This is a genomic window from Streptomyces sp. NBC_00775 (genome assembly GCF_036347135.1).
GTDB classification, from domain to species: domain Bacteria; phylum Actinomycetota; class Actinomycetes; order Streptomycetales; family Streptomycetaceae; genus Streptomyces; species Streptomyces lutosisoli.
On record NZ_CP108938.1, the window covers coordinates 3944824 to 3960476 of the forward strand.

Annotated in this window: 13 protein-coding genes; 4 read left to right on the plus strand and 9 right to left on the minus strand. The window is 69.0% G+C overall.

The window, feature by feature from the left end:
• The first annotated feature begins 20 nt into the window (after window positions 1–20).
• The gene (locus OIC96_RS17450) at window positions 21–1076 is read left to right on the plus strand and encodes a FecCD family ABC transporter permease (protein WP_330306938.1); all 1056 of its coding nucleotides are present in this window, start codon (window positions 21–23) and stop codon (window positions 1074–1076) included.
• Window positions 1077–1174: 98 nt separating this feature from the next.
• On the opposite strand, the gene OIC96_RS17455 is transcribed toward OIC96_RS17450, so the two are convergent.
• Complete coding sequence (locus OIC96_RS17455) at window positions 1175–2218, minus strand: NAD(P)-dependent alcohol dehydrogenase (RefSeq protein WP_330306937.1); 1044 nt, start codon at window positions 2216–2218, stop codon at window positions 1175–1177.
• A gap of 176 nt (window positions 2219–2394) precedes the next feature.
• On the opposite strand from OIC96_RS17455, the gene OIC96_RS17460 reads away from it, so the two are divergent.
• Window positions 2395–3309, plus strand: a complete 915-nt coding sequence (locus OIC96_RS17460) for a helix-turn-helix domain-containing protein (protein WP_330306936.1) — start codon at window positions 2395–2397, stop codon at window positions 3307–3309.
• A gap of 171 nt (window positions 3310–3480) precedes the next feature.
• On the opposite strand, the gene OIC96_RS17465 is transcribed toward OIC96_RS17460, so the two are convergent.
• The 6 genes from OIC96_RS17465 to OIC96_RS17490 all read right to left on the minus strand — a co-directional run bounded on the left by OIC96_RS17465 (window position 3481) and on the right by OIC96_RS17490 (window position 12054).
• Window positions 3481–4251, minus strand: a complete 771-nt coding sequence (locus OIC96_RS17465; RefSeq protein ID WP_330306935.1) for a group II truncated hemoglobin — start codon at window positions 4249–4251, stop codon at window positions 3481–3483.
• Window positions 4252–4332: 81 nt separating this feature from the next.
• Entirely contained in the window at window positions 4333–7647 is a 3315-nt protein-coding gene (locus OIC96_RS17470; protein ID WP_330306934.1) for a S8 family peptidase, read from the minus strand.
• 193 nt (window positions 7648–7840) lie between these two features.
• Window positions 7841–8524, minus strand: coding sequence for an ABC transporter ATP-binding protein (locus tag OIC96_RS17475; RefSeq protein WP_327431243.1), 684 nt, complete (start codon window positions 8522–8524; stop codon window positions 7841–7843).
• Window positions 8525–8558: 34 nt separating this feature from the next.
• Window positions 8559–10025 carry an ABC transporter permease gene (locus OIC96_RS17480; RefSeq protein ID WP_330306933.1) on the minus strand — a complete coding sequence of 489 codons (1467 nt, stop codon included), beginning with the start codon at window positions 10023–10025 and terminating at the stop codon, window positions 8559–8561.
• 207 nt (window positions 10026–10232) lie between these two features.
• Window positions 10233–11486: a L,D-transpeptidase gene (locus OIC96_RS17485; protein ID WP_330306932.1), complete on the minus strand. Its 1254-nt coding sequence runs from the start codon at window positions 11484–11486 to the stop codon at window positions 10233–10235.
• A gap of 223 nt (window positions 11487–11709) precedes the next feature.
• Complete coding sequence (locus tag OIC96_RS17490; RefSeq protein ID WP_330306931.1) at window positions 11710–12054, minus strand: hypothetical protein; 345 nt, start codon at window positions 12052–12054, stop codon at window positions 11710–11712.
• Window positions 12055–12164: 110 nt separating this feature from the next.
• On the opposite strand from OIC96_RS17490, the gene OIC96_RS17495 reads away from it, so the two are divergent.
• Together OIC96_RS17495 and OIC96_RS17500 are read left to right on the plus strand one after the other, a co-directional pair.
• The gene (locus OIC96_RS17495) at window positions 12165–12509 is read left to right on the plus strand and encodes a hypothetical protein (protein WP_330306930.1); all 345 of its coding nucleotides are present in this window, start codon (window positions 12165–12167) and stop codon (window positions 12507–12509) included.
• 45 nt (window positions 12510–12554) lie between these two features.
• A complete protein-coding gene (locus OIC96_RS17500) occupies window positions 12555–13304 on the plus strand; it encodes a DUF2625 family protein (protein WP_330306929.1) in 750 nt (249 codons plus the stop codon).
• A 224-nt stretch (window positions 13305–13528) separates the two neighbouring features.
• Here OIC96_RS17500 and OIC96_RS17505 read toward each other — a convergent pair whose 3' ends face one another.
• On the minus strand, window positions 13529–15175 hold the full coding sequence (locus tag OIC96_RS17505; RefSeq protein ID WP_330306928.1) for a DEAD/DEAH box helicase: 1647 nt from the start codon (window positions 15173–15175) through the stop codon (window positions 13529–13531).
• A gap of 137 nt (window positions 15176–15312) precedes the next feature.
• Window positions 15313–15516, minus strand: coding sequence for a cold-shock protein (locus OIC96_RS17510; protein ID WP_028803001.1), 204 nt, complete (start codon window positions 15514–15516; stop codon window positions 15313–15315).
• Window positions 15517–15653 lie beyond the last annotated feature (137 nt).

The following is a 15653-nucleotide window of genomic DNA, read 5'->3' on the forward strand; positions in this document are numbered from 1 at the left end:
GCGGGATCCGGGGTGAGCGCGTGACCACCACCGCGCCCGGCCGCCCGCGCCCTGCGGGGCTCTCCGTAGTCCGCTTCCGCGGCCTCTCCCTCCTCCTGCACCGGCGCTCCGCCGCCGTCGCCGCCGTCCTCGTGCTCCTCCTCGCGGGCGTCATACTGCTCTCGGCGTGCGCCGGCCAGTCGTACGTCCCACCGGGCAAGGTCTGGCGGGTGCTGCGCGGCCACGGAGGCCCGTACGACCTGGTCGTCGGGGAGCTGCGGGTGCCGCGGATCGTGCTCGGCGCGCTGGTCGGCGCCGCGCTCGGGCTGTCCGGGGCGCTGGTGCAGACCGTGACGCGCAACCCGCTGGCCAGCCCGGACGTCATCGGCGTCGGGCACGGGGCCGCCGCCGCCACCGTGCTCGCGCTCGCCACCGGCACGGTCGCCTCCCCCGGCGCGCTGCCGGCCGTCGCGGTCACCGGCGGGCTCGTGGCCGCCGCGCTGGTGTACGTGCTGGCCTGGCGGCACGGGATGCGGCCGAGCCGGTTCGTGCTGACCGGAGTCGGTATCGGCGTCGCGCTCTCCGCGGTCGTCCAGCTCTACCTCACCGAGAGCGAACTGGCCGCCGCCGAGCAGCTCAAACTGTGGCTGACCGGCAGCCTGAACGGGCGGGGCTGGGAACAGGCCGAGCCCCTCGGCTGGGTGCTCCTGCTCGCGCTCCCCGCCCTGGTGTGGGCGAACCGGGCGATGCGGCCACTGGGCCTGGACGCCGACACGGCCGCCGCGCTCGGTGTCCGCGTGCACCGCGCCCAACTCGGCCTGACCGTCCTGGGCGTGGTGCTCGCCGCGACCGCGACGGGCGCCGCGGGCCCGATCGGCTTCGTCGCCCTCACCGGCCCCCAACTGACCCGCCGACTCACCCGCACCCCTCAACTGCCGCTCATCGCCTCGGCGTTGACGGGAGCGGTCGTCGTGGTCGCCGCCGACCTGGTGGCCCGCACCCTGATCCCGCCGCTGGAGATCCCGGTCGGGGCGCTCACCTCCCTGGTGGGCGGCCCCTATCTGCTGTGGCTGCTGGGCCGCTCGGGCGGGCGCTGACCGGCCGTACGGGACCTGGAAACGCCAAAGGCGCCGACCAGTCGTACGACCGGTCGGCGCCCGTCCACGCCAGAAGCACTGGCTGGATCGTTGCGGTGCTACTGGATCGTGGCGGTGTCGATCACGAAGCGGTAGCGGACGTCGCTCGCCAGCACCCTCTCGTACGCGTCGTTGATCTCGGACGCGCCGATCAGCTCGATCTCGGCGCCCAAGCCGTGCTCGGCGCAGAAGTCGAGCATCTCCTGGGTCTCCTGGATGCCGCCGATGCCGGAGCCCGCGAGGGTCTTGCGGCCGCCGATCACGGAGAAGAGGTTGAGGGAGACGGGCTCCTCGGGCGCGCCCACGTTGACGAAGGCGCCGTCGGTCCTGAGCAGGGACAGGTAGGCGTCCAGGTCGAGCGGGGCGGACACGGTCGACAGGATCAGGTCGAAGGTGCCGCGCAGTTCCTTGAAGGTCTCCGGGTCGCTGGTGGCGTAGTAGTGGTCGGCGCCCAGCTTCAGCCCGTCGTCCTTCTTCCGCAGGGACTGCGACAGGACGGTCACCTCGGCGCCCAGCGCGTGCGCGATCTTGACGCCCATGTGGCCGAGACCGCCCATGCCGAGGACGGCGACCTTCTTGCCGGGGCCGGCGTTCCAGTGCTTGAGCGGGGAGTATGTGGTGATGCCGGCGCAGAGCAGCGGTGCGGCCACGTCGAGGGAGAGGCCGTCGGGGATGCGGACGGTGAAGTTCTCATCGACGACGATCTTCTCGGAGTAGCCGCCGTAGGTGGGCTCGCCGTCCTTGCCGACGGCGTTGTAGGTCCCCACATTGCCGCCGGTGCAGTACTGCTCCAGGCCCGCCTTGCAGTTCTCGCACTCGCGGCAGGAGTCGACCATGCAGCCGACGCCCACGCGGTCGCCGACCTGGAACCTGGTGACGCCGGGGCCGACCTCGGAGACGATGCCGGCGATCTCGTGGCCCGGCACCATCGGGAAGATGGCCTCGCCCCAGCCCTCGCGGGCCTGGTGGATGTCGGAGTGGCAGATACCGGCGAACTTGATGTCGATCAGGACGTCGAACTCACCGACCTCGCGACGCTCGATGGTGGTGCGCTCCAGCGGAGCCTTGGCGGCGGGAGCGGCGTACGCAGCAACAGTGGTCATGCCGGGGGTTCTCCTCAGGAGTGGTTCTGTCCTGTGCCCGGCTACCTTCGGCCGGGCACAGCGCTCAGCCTGCCCCAGTTCACAGGGTTCACCCAGGCCACGGCTCTGCGTACGTCCGCTGGTCCTACTACTGACGGGGTCAGGCTCCTCTGCGTACGACCATGAATACTGGACGTATGGATGAACTGCGCTCCCAGGGCCCCGCGAGCGAGCCCGGGCTGCCGCTGGACCGGCGTGCCGAGCTCAGCGAGTTCCTGCGCACCCGCCGGGCCCGGCTGAAGCCGGAGGACGTGGGGCTGCCGGACTTCGGGCGGCACCGCCGGGTGCCCGGGCTGCGCCGCGAGGAGCTGGCGCAGCTGGCCGGGGTGTCCGTCGCGTACTACACGCGCCTTGAGCAGGGGAACGGGCGGAACGTGTCGGCGGAGGTGCTGGACGCGATCGCCCGCGCGCTGCGGCTGACGGGCGCCGAGCACGCGCATCTCACTCACCTGGCGAAGCCCAAGCAGCACAAGAAGAAGCAGACGGCTCGGCCGCAGCAGGTGCGCGTGGCCTTGCGGCAGCTGATCGATACCCTCGACAGCGTTCCGGCGTACGTCGTGGGGCGGCGCTCGGACATCCTCGTCTGGAACCGGATGGCCGCGGCTGTCTTCGGCGACTGGTCCGAGCTGCCGCCGCAGGAGCGGAACTGGGCGCGGATGGTGTTTCTGAAGCCCGAGTACCGCGAGCTGTTCGTGGAGTGGGACCAGAAGGCGTCCGACATCGTGAGTCTCCTGCGCATGGACGCGGGCTGCCATCCCGACGACCCGCGCCTGTCGGCCCTCGTCGGCGAACTCTCCGTGAAGAGCGAGGAGTTCCGGCGGTTGTGGGCCACGCACGACGTCAAGGAGAAGAGCCATGGCGTCAAGCGGCTGCATCACCCGCTGGTAGGTGAACTGAGCCTCCACTTCGAGTCGTTCAGGCTCGTCGACGACGAGGAGCAGTCGCTGTTGACGTATCACGCGGAGCCGGGTTCTGCCTCTGCGGAGGCGCTGCGGCTGCTGGCCAGCTGGGGGACGGACGCGACCCGCGCCGGCGCGACGTCCCCTCAGTAGGGTTTCGGTTGTGTGTCGGGTGCGGGTGGGTGGGGGCTGATCCAAAGGATTGCGCAGTTCCTCGCGCCCCTAAAAGGGGCGCGGGGAACTGCGCAGTCTTTTAGGGGGGTCTGGGGGCGCAGCCCCCAGGAACGGATGGGACGGGTAGGGGCGGCGGGGGCGAAGAACGCCTCACGGCTGGTACGGCGGTGCTGCCCCCCACGTCCACCTCGGTACCGGCTGATCCCCCGGAGGGCTCGCGTCGGGGCCGGAGAAGTAGACAGCCAGCCGCGTACCCCACTCCGCGTACGCGAGGAATGCCGAGCGGAACTCGGCGTCGGTGGGGAGGCCGGCGTCGTCGGCCGCGTCTTGCAGCAGGTTCACCCAGCGGCGCCGCTGGACCTCGGTGATGCCCTTCCCCATGTGCTTGGCGACCATGTGACCGTGGCCCCCCTGCGACTCGGAGTACGCGGCGGGACCACCGAAGACCTCACCGAGCCAGAGCGCGACATGGACGGCGTGTTCGGGGGCCAGGTCGGCGAAGAGGGGCGCGAGGAGGTCGTCCTTGAGGACCCTGTCGTAGAACGCCGATGTCAGCCGTGTGAAGGCCTCGGCGCCTCCCGCCCAGGCGTAGAGGGTGGGGACGGAGGCGCCCGTGCCACGCACCGTCGTCGGCTTGTAGTGGCGCATCTCCTCGATGTCGCCGATGTAGGGGCGGATCTCGGCGAGGAAGTCGGGGAAGAGCGGCGACTTCCGGAAGCCCTCCAGATGGTCCTCGGTCGAGGTCCATGTGATCCGCAGGGTGAAGTGCTCGAAGTCCTCCTCGCAGCGCGCGAGTTCGTAGTCGACGCACTGCGGGGCCGCGGCGAGCTGGGCGGCGGCCCGGGTGTAGGCGGCCAGGAACTCCGCCGACTGCTGCTCGGGAATCCGGTACCGGATGTATTCGACAGTCGAAACGGTCATGGCCCCAACCAAACACGGACGGCCCGCCGGAAGCTTTCCTTCCGACGGGCCGTTCGCTATGGGCTCACTACCTGTACTGGCTCACTTCCCGTAATACGCGTTGTAGATCGAGATCGTCGACTTGTTCCCCTTCTTGTCGGCGATCTTGGCGTGGAACGAGATGCCCTTGCCCTTCGCCGGGTTCTTGAAGGTGATCTTGCCGTTCTTGACGTCGAGCTTGGTCCAGGTCTGGCCGTAGTCGTACGACACGTACACGGCCAGGGACTTGAGGTTGGTGCCCGCGGCCGCGCCCTGGACGGTCACCGGGATGGTGACCTTCTGGTCGGCGGGGCCACGGCTGTCCAGGCCGAGGGACGCGCCGAAGCGGGCCGTGGAGATGGGCAGCTTCGCGTCGTCGACCTTCTTGGAGTGGAACGTCCAGCTCGCGTCGATCCGTGTGGAGGCCGCGGCCACCTTCACGGAACGCTTGATGGACGTGGTCAGCTTGTACGCCGCGTCCGCGTCCGGCACCTTGAACTGGCCGCTGCCGTCCAGCGCGTCATCGTTCTCGGCGATCTTGGTGCCATTGCGGTACAGGGTCGTCTTGACCGAGGTGTAGACGGACGAACCGGCGTGCGACTGGCCGTCGGCGAATATCGGGAGATACCCGCTGATGTACTTGCCGTTGCGGTAGACGCCGTAGAGGCTGCTGATCTTCGGGCCGAAGACGCCGGTGTTGAACGTCTTCGTGTAGCTGTCGCCCGCCTTGAAGGTCTGCGGCTCGCCCAGGGTGTAGAAGGCCTCGGTGATCGGGAAGCCGTCGGCGTCCTTGCCGGCGTACTGCTCGAAGTCGAAGCTCCACTGGACCTTGTCACCGGTGGAGACATGCAGCGTGCGGGTGCCCGGCAGCTTCTGCTCGACGGGGAGCCCGAAGGAGAAGTCGTCGGGCAGGTAGCCGTACGTGCTCACGGCGCCCGTCTTGCCGGAGGCCGCGGCCCCCATGTTGGTCTTGACCGTGGCCAGTTCGCTCGCCTTGTAGTGCTTGACGTGCGCGCCCTGCAGCTTGGTGACCTTGCCGCCGGTGAACACGTCGTACTCGGCGTCGTCGCCCTTGGTCCACGTACCCGACCAGCTCTGGGAGAGGCCGGAGGTGACCGCCGGGCCGATGTGCGCCGTTCGCAGGCCCGCGAAGGAATCCAGGCCGATGCCCATACCGATGCCGGCGGGGTCGTACATGTAGGAGACCATCGCCGACACCGGCTTCGCCCCGGCGTCCGGCACCGTGATGTCGGCGGACTTGGCGGTGCGCTGGTCGATGGTCACCGTCTGGTTCTTGGTGACGGTCAGCTTGGGCTGGACGAGCCAGTCCACTCCGCCGTCGATCGAGGTGAGGTCCTTGACCAGCTGGGAGTTGAGGATGTAGGTGCCCTTGGGCACGCGGATGGTCTCGGTGCTCGCGGTGCCCTGCGAGAAGTAGTCCCGTCCGTTGCCGAGCCCCGCGTAGGCGTAGAGGTCGGTGAGGTGGATGGGCTGCTCGCCGTCGCGCACGAGGTACTTCAGCTTGACGTCGTACGACTCCACCTCGCGCTGCACCGCGGCCGCGGTCCGCACCGACTGGCCGCCGCCCGTGGCCGTCACGTACGCCGAGTACGCGCCGTCCGTGGTGCCGCCCAGCTTGGTGTTGACGGTGACGTCCACCGAGGCCTTGCCGCCCGCCGGGACCTTGACCGTCTTCGCGCCGAGCGTGAAGAAGCCCGAAGGAGCCGTCTGGCCCTTGGGGTTGGTGGCGGTCGCCGAGAGAGTCAGCGTGACGTCGGTCTTGCCGAGGTTGCGGTAGGTGAGCTGCTTGGTCGCCGGCTTGTCGTCGGTGTGCGGCCACTGCTGGATGCCGAAGCTCACCGAGTTCGGGTCGGCGATCACCGACTGCTTGATCGCCTTGTCGACGGCGATCCGGCCGGAACCCTGCTGGAACGGCGTGTACTTGCCGCCCTTGGCGGAGCCGGTCAGCGCGCCCTTGAGCTCGGCGAACGTCCAGTCCGGGTGCTCCTGCTTGAGGATCGCCGCCGCGCCCGCGACATGCGGGGTCGCCATCGACGTACCGGAGATCGTGAGATAGCCCGGGGGCTTCTCGCCGACTTCCTTGTCGATGAGGCTGCCCGGGGCCGCGGCCGCCGTGATGTCCACGCCGGGTGCGGTCACGTCGGGCTTGATGGCGCCGTCGAGGCCGGGGCCGCGGCTGGAGAAGGAGGCCAGCTTGTCGTTGTCGTCGACCGCGCCGACGGTGAGCGCGTCGGCCGCGCTGCCCGGGGAGCCGATCGTCTGCTCGCCGAAGTCGCCGTCGTTGCCGGCGGCGATCGCGAAGAGGATGCCCTTCTCCTCGGAGAGCTTGTTGACCTCGGCTTCCAGCGGGTCGATCTCCGGGGTGTCGCCGCCGCCCAGGCTGAGGTTGACGACGTCGGCGCCCTGGTCGGCCGCCCACTCCATGCCCGCGAGGATGGAGGAGTCGTCTCCGTAGCCGTCGTCGCTGAGGACCTTGCCGCTCAGGATCTTCGCGCCGGGCGCGACACCCTTGTACTTGCCGCCCGACTTCACACCCGTGCCCGCCGCGATCGAGGCGACGTGCGTGCCGTGGCCGAACTTGTCGGTCGCGTCGGCGGAGGTGGAGAAGTTCTTGGCCGCGATCACCTGGTCCTTGAGGTCCGGGTGGGTCGCGTCGACGCCGGTGTCGAGGACGGCGATCTTGACGCCCTTGCCGTCGTAACCGGCCGCCCATGCCTTGGGAGCACCGATCTGCGGCACCGACTTGTCGAGGCTCGCCTTGCGGACGCCGTCCAGCCAGACGTGCGCGATGCCGGAGGCCGTACTGCCGCCGTTGGTGACCGCCGACCAGAGCTCCGCCGCGTCCTTCTTCGGAGTGAGCACCGCGTCCGCGTTCAGCGACTTCAGGGTCCGGCGGAGCGTGCCCGCCTCGCGGACGTCGGCCTTGGCGGCCGTCGCGGCTCCCTTGTAACCGACGATCAGCTTCAGGCCCTGCTTCTGTGCCTTGCGGGTCGCCGCCTTGTTCAGCTCGGTGACGTCGAACAGCCGCTGGTCGAGCTTGCCGGTGGCTATCAGGCTCTGGGCGTCGGCCGGCACCACGAGGGTGTGGCCGTCCGCCTTGCGGACCATCACGGGTATGTGGGCGCGGCCCTTGGCGCGCTCGATGCCGACGACGCGGCCCTTCGCGTCGACGGCCACCCGGTCACCGGTGATCAGCGTGATGTGGTGCCGGGCCGTGAGCCCCGCCGCCTTGGCCGCTGAAGCGCTGCTCGCGCGCTCCGCCTTTGCCGACGCCGGGCTGGTCATTCCCGCCGCCAGAGCCACGGCTGCCGCCGTGGCGATGGTCGCCGCGCACGCCCTTTTCACTTGTCTGCGCAAGTCTCCCCCTGGAGATGAGGTCCGGGCGAATTCCCCATTCGTCCGGCCGGGGGACGTCCCGTACGCATGCGCGCACACCCCCCGGAATACGCAAGTATGCCCGGGGGGTGATCGGCCGCTCAATAGAGAGGCAGCAGTGAAGAGTTGACGGAGTTGTTCCGCTACGCTCCCGCGCTCCCCCTTTTGTGCTCCTTTATGCTCCCGCGTTCTCCTTGACGGTGATCTTGCCCTTGCGGATCGTCGCAAGCCTCGGGGCCTTCTTCGCGATCGCGGAATCGTGCGTGACCATGATGAAAGTGAGCCCGTGCTCCTTCCACATGGCTTCCAGTACGTCCATGATCTCGTCGCGCATGGATTCGTCGAGGTTGCCGGTCGGCTCGTCGGCGAGCAGCACCTTCGGCTGCTTGACCAGGGCGCGGGCGATGGCGACACGCTGCTGCTGACCGCCGGAGAGCTCGGCGGGCAGATGCCCGAGCCGCTCGGCCAGGCCCACCGACTCCAGCGCGGCGGCGGCCCGTTCGCGCCGCTCCTTCGCCTTCACCTTGAGGGGTACGAGGGCGGTCTCCACGTTCTCCTGCGCGGTGAGCGTGGGAATCAGGTTGAAGCTCTGAAAGACGAAACCGATGTTCTCACTGCGCACTTTGGTGAGTTTCGCCTCGGAAAGCTTCGCCATGTCCGTGCCGTCGAGTTCGACACTGCCCGCGGTGGGACGGTCGAGCCCGCCGAGCATCTGGAGAAGGGTCGATTTTCCGCCACCGGTGGGGCCCTGGATGACGAGCCGGTCGCCGTCCCCGATGGTCAGATCGATACCGGCGAGCGCGTCGACCGTGTCCTTGCCCCGCGTATAGCGCTTGGTGACGCCTCTGAGTTCGTACATCGTGCAACTCCTGTTTTACGGAAGGGGGCTGGGCTTATTCGACGCGGCGCAGGGCGTCCGCGGGCCGCAGCCGGGAGGCACGCCAGCCGCCGAAGGCACCGGCGATCAGACCGCCCGCGACAGCGAGGGCGACCGCGACGGCGATGGTGTTGAGGCTGACGGGCGCGGTGAGCGCGACGTCGAGGGCCTTGGACGCGGTCTGCCGTGCGGGACCGCCGAAGCCGCCGCCACCGCCGGGACCGCCGGCCGCGCCACCGCCCGAACTCCCCACCTGAGCAGAGAGGGTCGGGCTGATCGAGGTGACGACATAGGCGCCCGCGAGGCCGAGCCCGATACCGAGGGCGCCGCCGACCAGACCGTTCACGATGGCCTCACCGACGACCTGGCCGGTCACCCGGCGCGACTTCCAGCCGAGCGCCTTGAGGGTGCCGAACTCGCGCACGCGGCGGGAGACGGCCGAGGAGGTGAGCAGACCGGCCACCAGGAACGCGGCCACGAGCACCGCGATCGAGAGCCACTTGCCGACGTTCGAGGCGAGGCTGGAGGCGGTCGACAGGGAACCGGAGACGGTGTCCGCGAGGTCCGCGGAGGTCGTCACGGTCGTACCCGAGATGTTCTTCTGGATGGTGCTCTTGACGCTGCTGATCTGCTGCGAGTCGGACGCCTTGACGTAGATCGTGGTGACCTTGTTCTTGGAGTCACTGATCGTCTGGGCCTGCTTGAGCGGGATGTAGAGGTTGGCCGCCGCGTCACCGCTGTCCGGCGTCGCGATGCCGATGACCTTGTACTTGACGCTCTTGATAGTGACGGTACTGCCGAGCTTGAGCTTCTTCTCCTTGGCGTACGACTTGTCGGCGACGACGACCTTGGCGTTGGTCTCCGACGTCTTGAACGTACGACCGCTGGTGATCTTCGACGAGGTCAGCGGGCCGAGGGCCGGCTTGGTGACATCGGTGCCGTAGACCGAGTAGTTGTTGACGTCGAAGTTGGCGCCGCCGCCCTTGACGGTGCCCTCGGGCGAGGGCTGGGCGCCACCCTGGCGGCCCTGCTGGTCGCCGCTGCCGCTGTTCTGGTTCTGCTGGAACTGGCCCCGCGTGAACGAGCCGTTGACCTTGATGACCTGGAGGCTCAGCCCGCCGACGGAGTCCGAGACGCCCTTCTGGGAGTTGACCTTGGTGACGGTCGAGGAGGCCAGGGTCTGGAAGCCCTGGACCATGACGCGGTCGCTGCTCTGCTCGCTGTCGTCGCCGTTGTCCTGCGCGTCGAAGTTGAAGCGCGGGCGGTCGCTGCTGCTCGCGGCGGGCGCCGCGGCCTTGGTGACCGTCATGTCGGTACCCAGCCCGTACAGCGACTGAAGCACCTTGCCCTGGGCCTTTTCCATGCCCGAGGACACGGAACTGACCACGATGACCAGGGCGATGCCCAGGGCGAGCCCGGAGGCGACGACGAGGGCCGCCTTTCTGCGGCGGCGCAGTTCGCGCCTCAGGTAGGTGAAGAACATGGGCCGCAAGCTAGGTACGGCGCGTGATGATGGGATAAGGCCGAAATAAGAGAACGATGAGAAGGCTGTGGTTTACCGGTTGATTGAACTGTGCGCAGCCTCGGAATGCTGTGCTCCGCATAGCAACCCGCACAAACGCGACAGCGGCGGCCCCCGTGAAGGGGACCGCCGCCGTCGGAAGCGGGGTGAAGCGGGGCTGATGCGGGATCAGACCGCCGAACCGGCCTTCCACGCCGCCCAGTCCAGGTTCCAGCCGTTGAGGCCGTTGTCCGGGGCGATGGTCTTGTCGCCGGTGTTCTGGACGACCACGACGTCACCGATCAGCGAGTGGTTGTAGAACCACGCGGCAGGTGTGTTCGGGTCGTTGGCACCCTTGGTGTCGGACAGACCGACACAGCCGTGGCTGGTGTTCACCGAACCGAAGACGGACTTGGCGCCCCAGTAGTTGCCGTGGATGAACGTGCCGGAGCTCGAAAGACGCATGGCGTGCGGTACGTCCTTGATGTCGTACTCGCCCTTGCCGTCGTCGTTCGTGAAGCCGACCGTCGAGCCGTCCATCCGGGTCTCCTTGAACTTCTCGGAGATCACCATCTGGCCCTGGTAGGTCGTGTGCTCCGGAGCTCCCGCGGAGATCGGGATGGTCTTGATGGTCTTGCCGCCCTGGGTGACCTTCATCGTCTTGGTCTTGGCGTCGACGATGGAGACCTGGTTGCGGCCGATCTTGAAGGTGACCGTCTTCTGCTGCACGCCGTAGACCCCGCTCGCGCCCTCGACGCCGTCGAGGTTGAGCTTGAGGGTGACAGTGGAGCCGCCGGTCCAGTAGTTCTCGGGGCGGAAGTCCAGGCGGTTGGCGCTGAACCAGTGACCGACGACCTCCTGGCCGCTGCTGGAGGAGACGGTGATCCCCTTCTGCACGGCGGCCTTGTTCGTGATCGCCTTGTCGAAGTTGATCGAGACCGGCATGCCGACGCCGACGGTGGAGCCGTCCTCGGGCGTGAAGTTGCCTATGAAGCTGTTGGTCGGGGACACCGTGGTGAACGAGGTGTTCTCGTGGGCGGTGCGGCCCGCGGAGTCGCTGGCCTCGGCGGCGACCTTGTACGTGGTGGCGCGCTCGAGCTGACCGGCGGGCTTCCAGCTCTTCTTGTCGGCGGATATCTGGCCGGCGACGGCGGTGCCGGTCGCGGTCGTCATCGTCACGGACGTGAGCGTGCCCTTGCTCACGGTGACCGCGGTGCCGTTGTTGATGGAGGCGTTGTCGGACCCGTCCTTGGGCGTGATCTTGATCTCGGCCTCGGAGGTCTTCTTGGCCGCGGCCTCGTCGACCTTGGCCTGCGACGTGCTGTCGCCGCCGTCCGAGCCACTGGCCTTGTCGTCGCCTCCGCTGCACGCAGAGAGCACCAGCACCCCGCCGAGCAGTGCGGACGCGGCCATCAGGCCCTTGCGCCGCTTACTGTCCGTCATCACACGCTTCTCCATCGTCGCCGAATCACCAAAAGACACGAGAGCCCCGTAAGAACAATCAACGCTACGACCGTTTCGTCCCGTTCCACATCCCTTGGATGTGTGGGGCACACCACGTCCAGACAGGTGGACCGAGCGGTGCGGAGGTGGTCAGTGCGTCTCCTGAGACGACGAAACCCCGGACGGCGGTTGCCGCCCGGGGTCACAATTCCCCCAAGCCGCGTCAGCCGAGTGCGTCTTCCTCGTCGTCCTCGTCAGCATCATCCTCGTCGAGATCCCAATCCGGCGAATCGGGGTCGTAGTCAATGGGCTCGCTGCTCCAGGAGGCCTGCGCGAGCTCGATCCCCGGCACCTCGCTGACCAGGTCGAACGGATCGATGAGATAGGCGAGGGCCTCGGCAGTGTCTTCCGTCACTGCGTTCTCGGCGTGCGTCCGTTCGTCGACGGGCATGTCCGTGTCGTCGGCGATCCGGCGCAGTGCGGCCTTGGTGACGGCGGCGGCGTCGTCGACTTCCAGCACCAGTTCGACACGAAGCCGTACAAACTGTGATGTCTCAGGAGTACTCATGGGACGGAGCGTACGACCCACAGGTTGCGCGACTTTCCCACGACCCGCGCCTTTCATTAGCATCGCCCCACACGGCCAATTCGCCAGCGCCACAAGGGGATCGATATTTCGTGTCCGCCGCACGTCGATCGTTGTTGACCGCCACCGCAGCGGGGACCCTCCTGGGGGCCCTGTGGTTCGTCCCGAACGCCAACGCGACCCAGGACGAACCCAGCCCGAGCGTCTCGGCGTCGGCTTCAGCGACTACCGCGAATACCTCGACTTCCGCGACGACCACCAACGCGGTGCAGGCGTCAACGGAGTCGAGCACGGAGTCGGGTGGCGATGACACTCAGCTCGCTGACACCGGAAGCGTCGACACGACGCCGTACGTCGTCGGCGGCACCCTCTTCCTCGGCCTGGGCGCCGGGTTCGTGACCTATTCGGTGCGCCGGGAGCGCACGATGGCCTACTGAGGTCGGTACGTCCGACCCGGAATACCCAGAATCCACGGGGAACCCATGCGTGACCTGACCGAGCTGACCGACGTCGAGGAACCTGCCTGGCCGCTGCTGTCCGAGGCACTCGCCTCCAGCGGGGTGTCCATGGAGGTGCTGCCCGGCGACCGGGCCCAGGGCCGCTCGACCCTGCTCCAGTTGCAGATCACCGCGCGCTCCTGGCTGGGCGGCATGGTGCTCAACTGCGGTGGGGTGGTGCTGGACAGCGGGTGGCTGCGGATTTACGGCAGCCCGGGCGCCGGTGTGCCGACGGGGCTGCCGGGCGGGGCGACGGGCCTGCCGAGCCTCGCCGAGGTCAACGGGTTCCCCGACCGGTTCGATCCGGCCTGGCGGCCCTTCAACGGGCTTGTGGTCGGGCATGACGTGCTCGGCGGGGTCTTCGTGCTGAACGGGCCCGCCCCCGAGGCGGCGGGCCGTCCCGGACGTCCTGGCGAGATGGTGTACTTCGCGCCGGACTCGCTGCGGTGGGATGCCCTTGAGGTGGGCCATGGGGCCTGGCTCAACTGGCTTCTCACCGAGGGTACGGAGGCGTTCTACGACACCCTGCGGTGGCCCGGGTGGCGGGCCGAGTCCGGTGCGCTGACGGGGACGCAGGGGTTGTCGGTCGTGCCGTTCCTGTGGTCCGCGGAGGCTCGGCGGGACCTTCACTCGACGAGCCGGCGGGCGGTGCCGCTTGCGGAACTCCTGAGTCTGCACCGGGATTTCGCGTGGAAGCTCGACTCGGTGGATCCGGGGTTCTTCGGCAACGTGTGACGGGGCGCGGCGCTAGCGGGTCGTGGGGAAGCTGCGGGTCCGTCGTGGCTGGTCGCGCCCGCGCGGCGGAGCCGCACATGTCACAGCCCCGCGCCCCTGTCGGGGCGCCACCGGTCCCTTGAAAAGCTGCGGGTCCGTCGTGGTTGATCGCGCCCGCGCGGCGGAGCCGCACATGCCACAGCCCCGCGCCCCTTTCGGGACGCGGGGCTGCTGGCTGGATCTGGCTAGGCTGCCCTGCGCCTGCGGCTCGCTGCGCCGGTGTCGCTGCGGCGGGCGTTGGTGCCGCCGGTGGTGCTGGAGCGGCGGGCGGCGGTGCCGCCGTTCGTCGTGGCGGCCGGGTTCGCGCCGCGACGGGACCGCTGCTGACGGCCCTGGGACTCCGTGCCGCCGCCCGTGCCCGCACCCGCGACCGACGGGCGCCTGGCGCCGCCGCCGGTCGCGCGGCGGGGCTTGCTGGTGCGCTTCGGCTGTTCGGCGGGCTGGGGGACCTCGATGACGACCGGGACGCCGGAGGGCTCGCGGGCGCCGGTGATGCGGGTGAGCTCCTCGTCGCTGGACTTGACGCGGGCGGTGCGCGGGGTGATGCCGGCGTCCGCCATGAGGCGGGTCATCTCCCGCTTCTGCTCGGGCAGTACGAGGGTGACGACACTGCCGGACTCACCGGCGCGGGCGGTACGGCCGCCGCGGTGCAGGTAGTCCTTGTGGTCGGTCGGCGGGTCGACGTTGACCACGAGGTCGAGGTCGTCGATGTGGATGCCGCGGGCCGCCACGTTGGTGGCCACCAGCGCGGTGACCTGACCGGTCTTGAACTGGTCGAGGGTGCGGTTGCGCTGCGGCTGGCTGCGCCCGCCGTGCAGCGCGGACGCCCGTACGCCGTTGGCGAGGAGCCGCTTGGTGAAGCGGTCGGCGCCGCGCTTGGTGTCGACGAAGAGGATGACGCGGCCGTCGCGGGCCGCGATCCGCAGGGCGACGGCCTTCTTGTCGGTCTCGTCGGCGACATGCAGCACGTGGTGCTCCATGGTGGTCACCGCGCCCGCGGAGGGGTCGACCGAGTGCACCACGGGGTCCGTCAGGAACATCCGCACGAGACGGTCGATGTTCTTGTCCAGAGTCGCCGAGAACAGCAGTCGCTGACCGCCCGGTTCGACCTGCTGGAGCAGCGCCACGACCTGCGGCATGAAGCCCATGTCGGCCATCTGGTCGGCCTCGTCGAGCACCGTGATCGCGACCTGGTCGAGGCGGCAGTCGCCCCGCTCGATGAGGTCCTTGAGCCGCCCGGGGGTGGCCACCAGCACCTCGGCGCCGCGGCGCAGCGTGCCGGACTGCCGGCTGATCGACATACCGCCGACGGCCGTGGCCACGCGCAGGTTCACGGCGGTCGCGTACGGCGTCAGCGCGTCGTTGACCTGCTGCGCGAGCTCACGCGTGGGGACCAGGACGAGGGCGAGCGGCGCCTTGGAGTCGGCGCGGCGGCCCGCGGTGCGCGCCAGCAGGGCGAGCCCGAAGGCGAGCGTCTTGCCGGAGCCGGTGCGGCCCCGGCCGAGAACGTCGCGTCCGGCAAGGGAGTTGGGCAGGGTCGCGCCCTGGATCGGGAAGGGCTCGGTGACACCCTGGGCGGCGAGGGTCTTCGTCAGCGCGGCGGGCATGTCCAGCGCGTCGAAGGACTCGACGGCGGGCAGCGCGGGCGTGATGGTCTCGGGCAGCGAGAACTCCTGCGGCGGCGCGACCTTGCGGGCACCGCCCTTGCCGGCGCCCCGGCCGGTGTTCCGGCCCGCGCTCCTCGCGGAGCCGCCGGTCTTCGCGGAGCCGCCGGTCTGGGCGCCGCGCGCGTTTGCCGGCCGCTTACGGACGGGACGTTCGGATCGAGTCATGCTGGATCTGGATTTCCTTCCTGGGCCCCACGGACTGCACGCACAGCGCTCACCACATTCATGAGCAGTCACAGCACGAGCCGGGGCCCGCACCCGAAGGTGCGGGGCCCCGGCTCTGGAAAAGCGCGTCCCCGAAATCAGGCGGGGATGATGTTCTCCGCCTGCAGGCCCTTCTGGCCCTGGGCGACGTCGAACGAGACCTTCTGGCCCTCCAGCAGCTCACGGAAGCCGGAGCTGGCGATGTTGGAGTAGTGGGCGAAGACGTCGGGGCCGCCGCCGTCCTGCTCGATGAAGCCGAAGCCCTTTTCCGAGTTGAACCACTTCACGGTGCCGGTAGCCATGTTTTTCTCCTGAACAGGTAGGGCCCCATCCGGAGATAGCCGGTAAAACAAAACGCGCCTGCGGAGGATTCCGATCAGGCGCACAAAGTAAATGGGTACCAAAAACGTATCAATGAGACAGTAGCACACTCCGGGCC

What these genes read in the sequence shown, in the direction of transcription:
- OIC96_RS17455 (WP_330306937.1), bottom strand. Translation starts at nt 2,218, where the DNA reads ATGACCACTGTTGCTGCGTACGCCGCTCCCGCCGCCAAGGCTCCGCTG.
- OIC96_RS17460 (WP_330306936.1), top strand. Translation starts at nt 2,395, where the DNA reads ATGGATGAACTGCGCTCCCAGGGCCCCGCGAGCGAGCCCGGGCTGCCG.
- OIC96_RS17465 (WP_330306935.1), bottom strand. Translation starts at nt 4,251, where the DNA reads ATGACCGTTTCGACTGTCGAATACATCCGGTACCGGATTCCCGAGCAG.
- OIC96_RS17475 (WP_327431243.1), bottom strand. Translation starts at nt 8,524, where the DNA reads ATGTACGAACTCAGAGGCGTCACCAAGCGCTATACGCGGGGCAAGGAC.
- OIC96_RS17480 (WP_330306933.1), bottom strand. Translation starts at nt 10,025, where the DNA reads ATGTTCTTCACCTACCTGAGGCGCGAACTGCGCCGCCGCAGAAAGGCG.
- OIC96_RS17485 (WP_330306932.1), bottom strand. Translation starts at nt 11,486, where the DNA reads ATGACGGACAGTAAGCGGCGCAAGGGCCTGATGGCCGCGTCCGCACTG.
- OIC96_RS17490 (WP_330306931.1), bottom strand. Translation starts at nt 12,054, where the DNA reads ATGAGTACTCCTGAGACATCACAGTTTGTACGGCTTCGTGTCGAACTG.
- OIC96_RS17500 (WP_330306929.1), top strand. Translation starts at nt 12,555, where the DNA reads ATGCGTGACCTGACCGAGCTGACCGACGTCGAGGAACCTGCCTGGCCG.
- OIC96_RS17505 (WP_330306928.1), bottom strand. Translation starts at nt 15,175, where the DNA reads ATGACTCGATCCGAACGTCCCGTCCGTAAGCGGCCGGCAAACGCGCGC.
- OIC96_RS17510 (WP_028803001.1), bottom strand. Translation starts at nt 15,516, where the DNA reads ATGGCTACCGGCACCGTGAAGTGGTTCAACTCGGAAAAGGGCTTCGGC.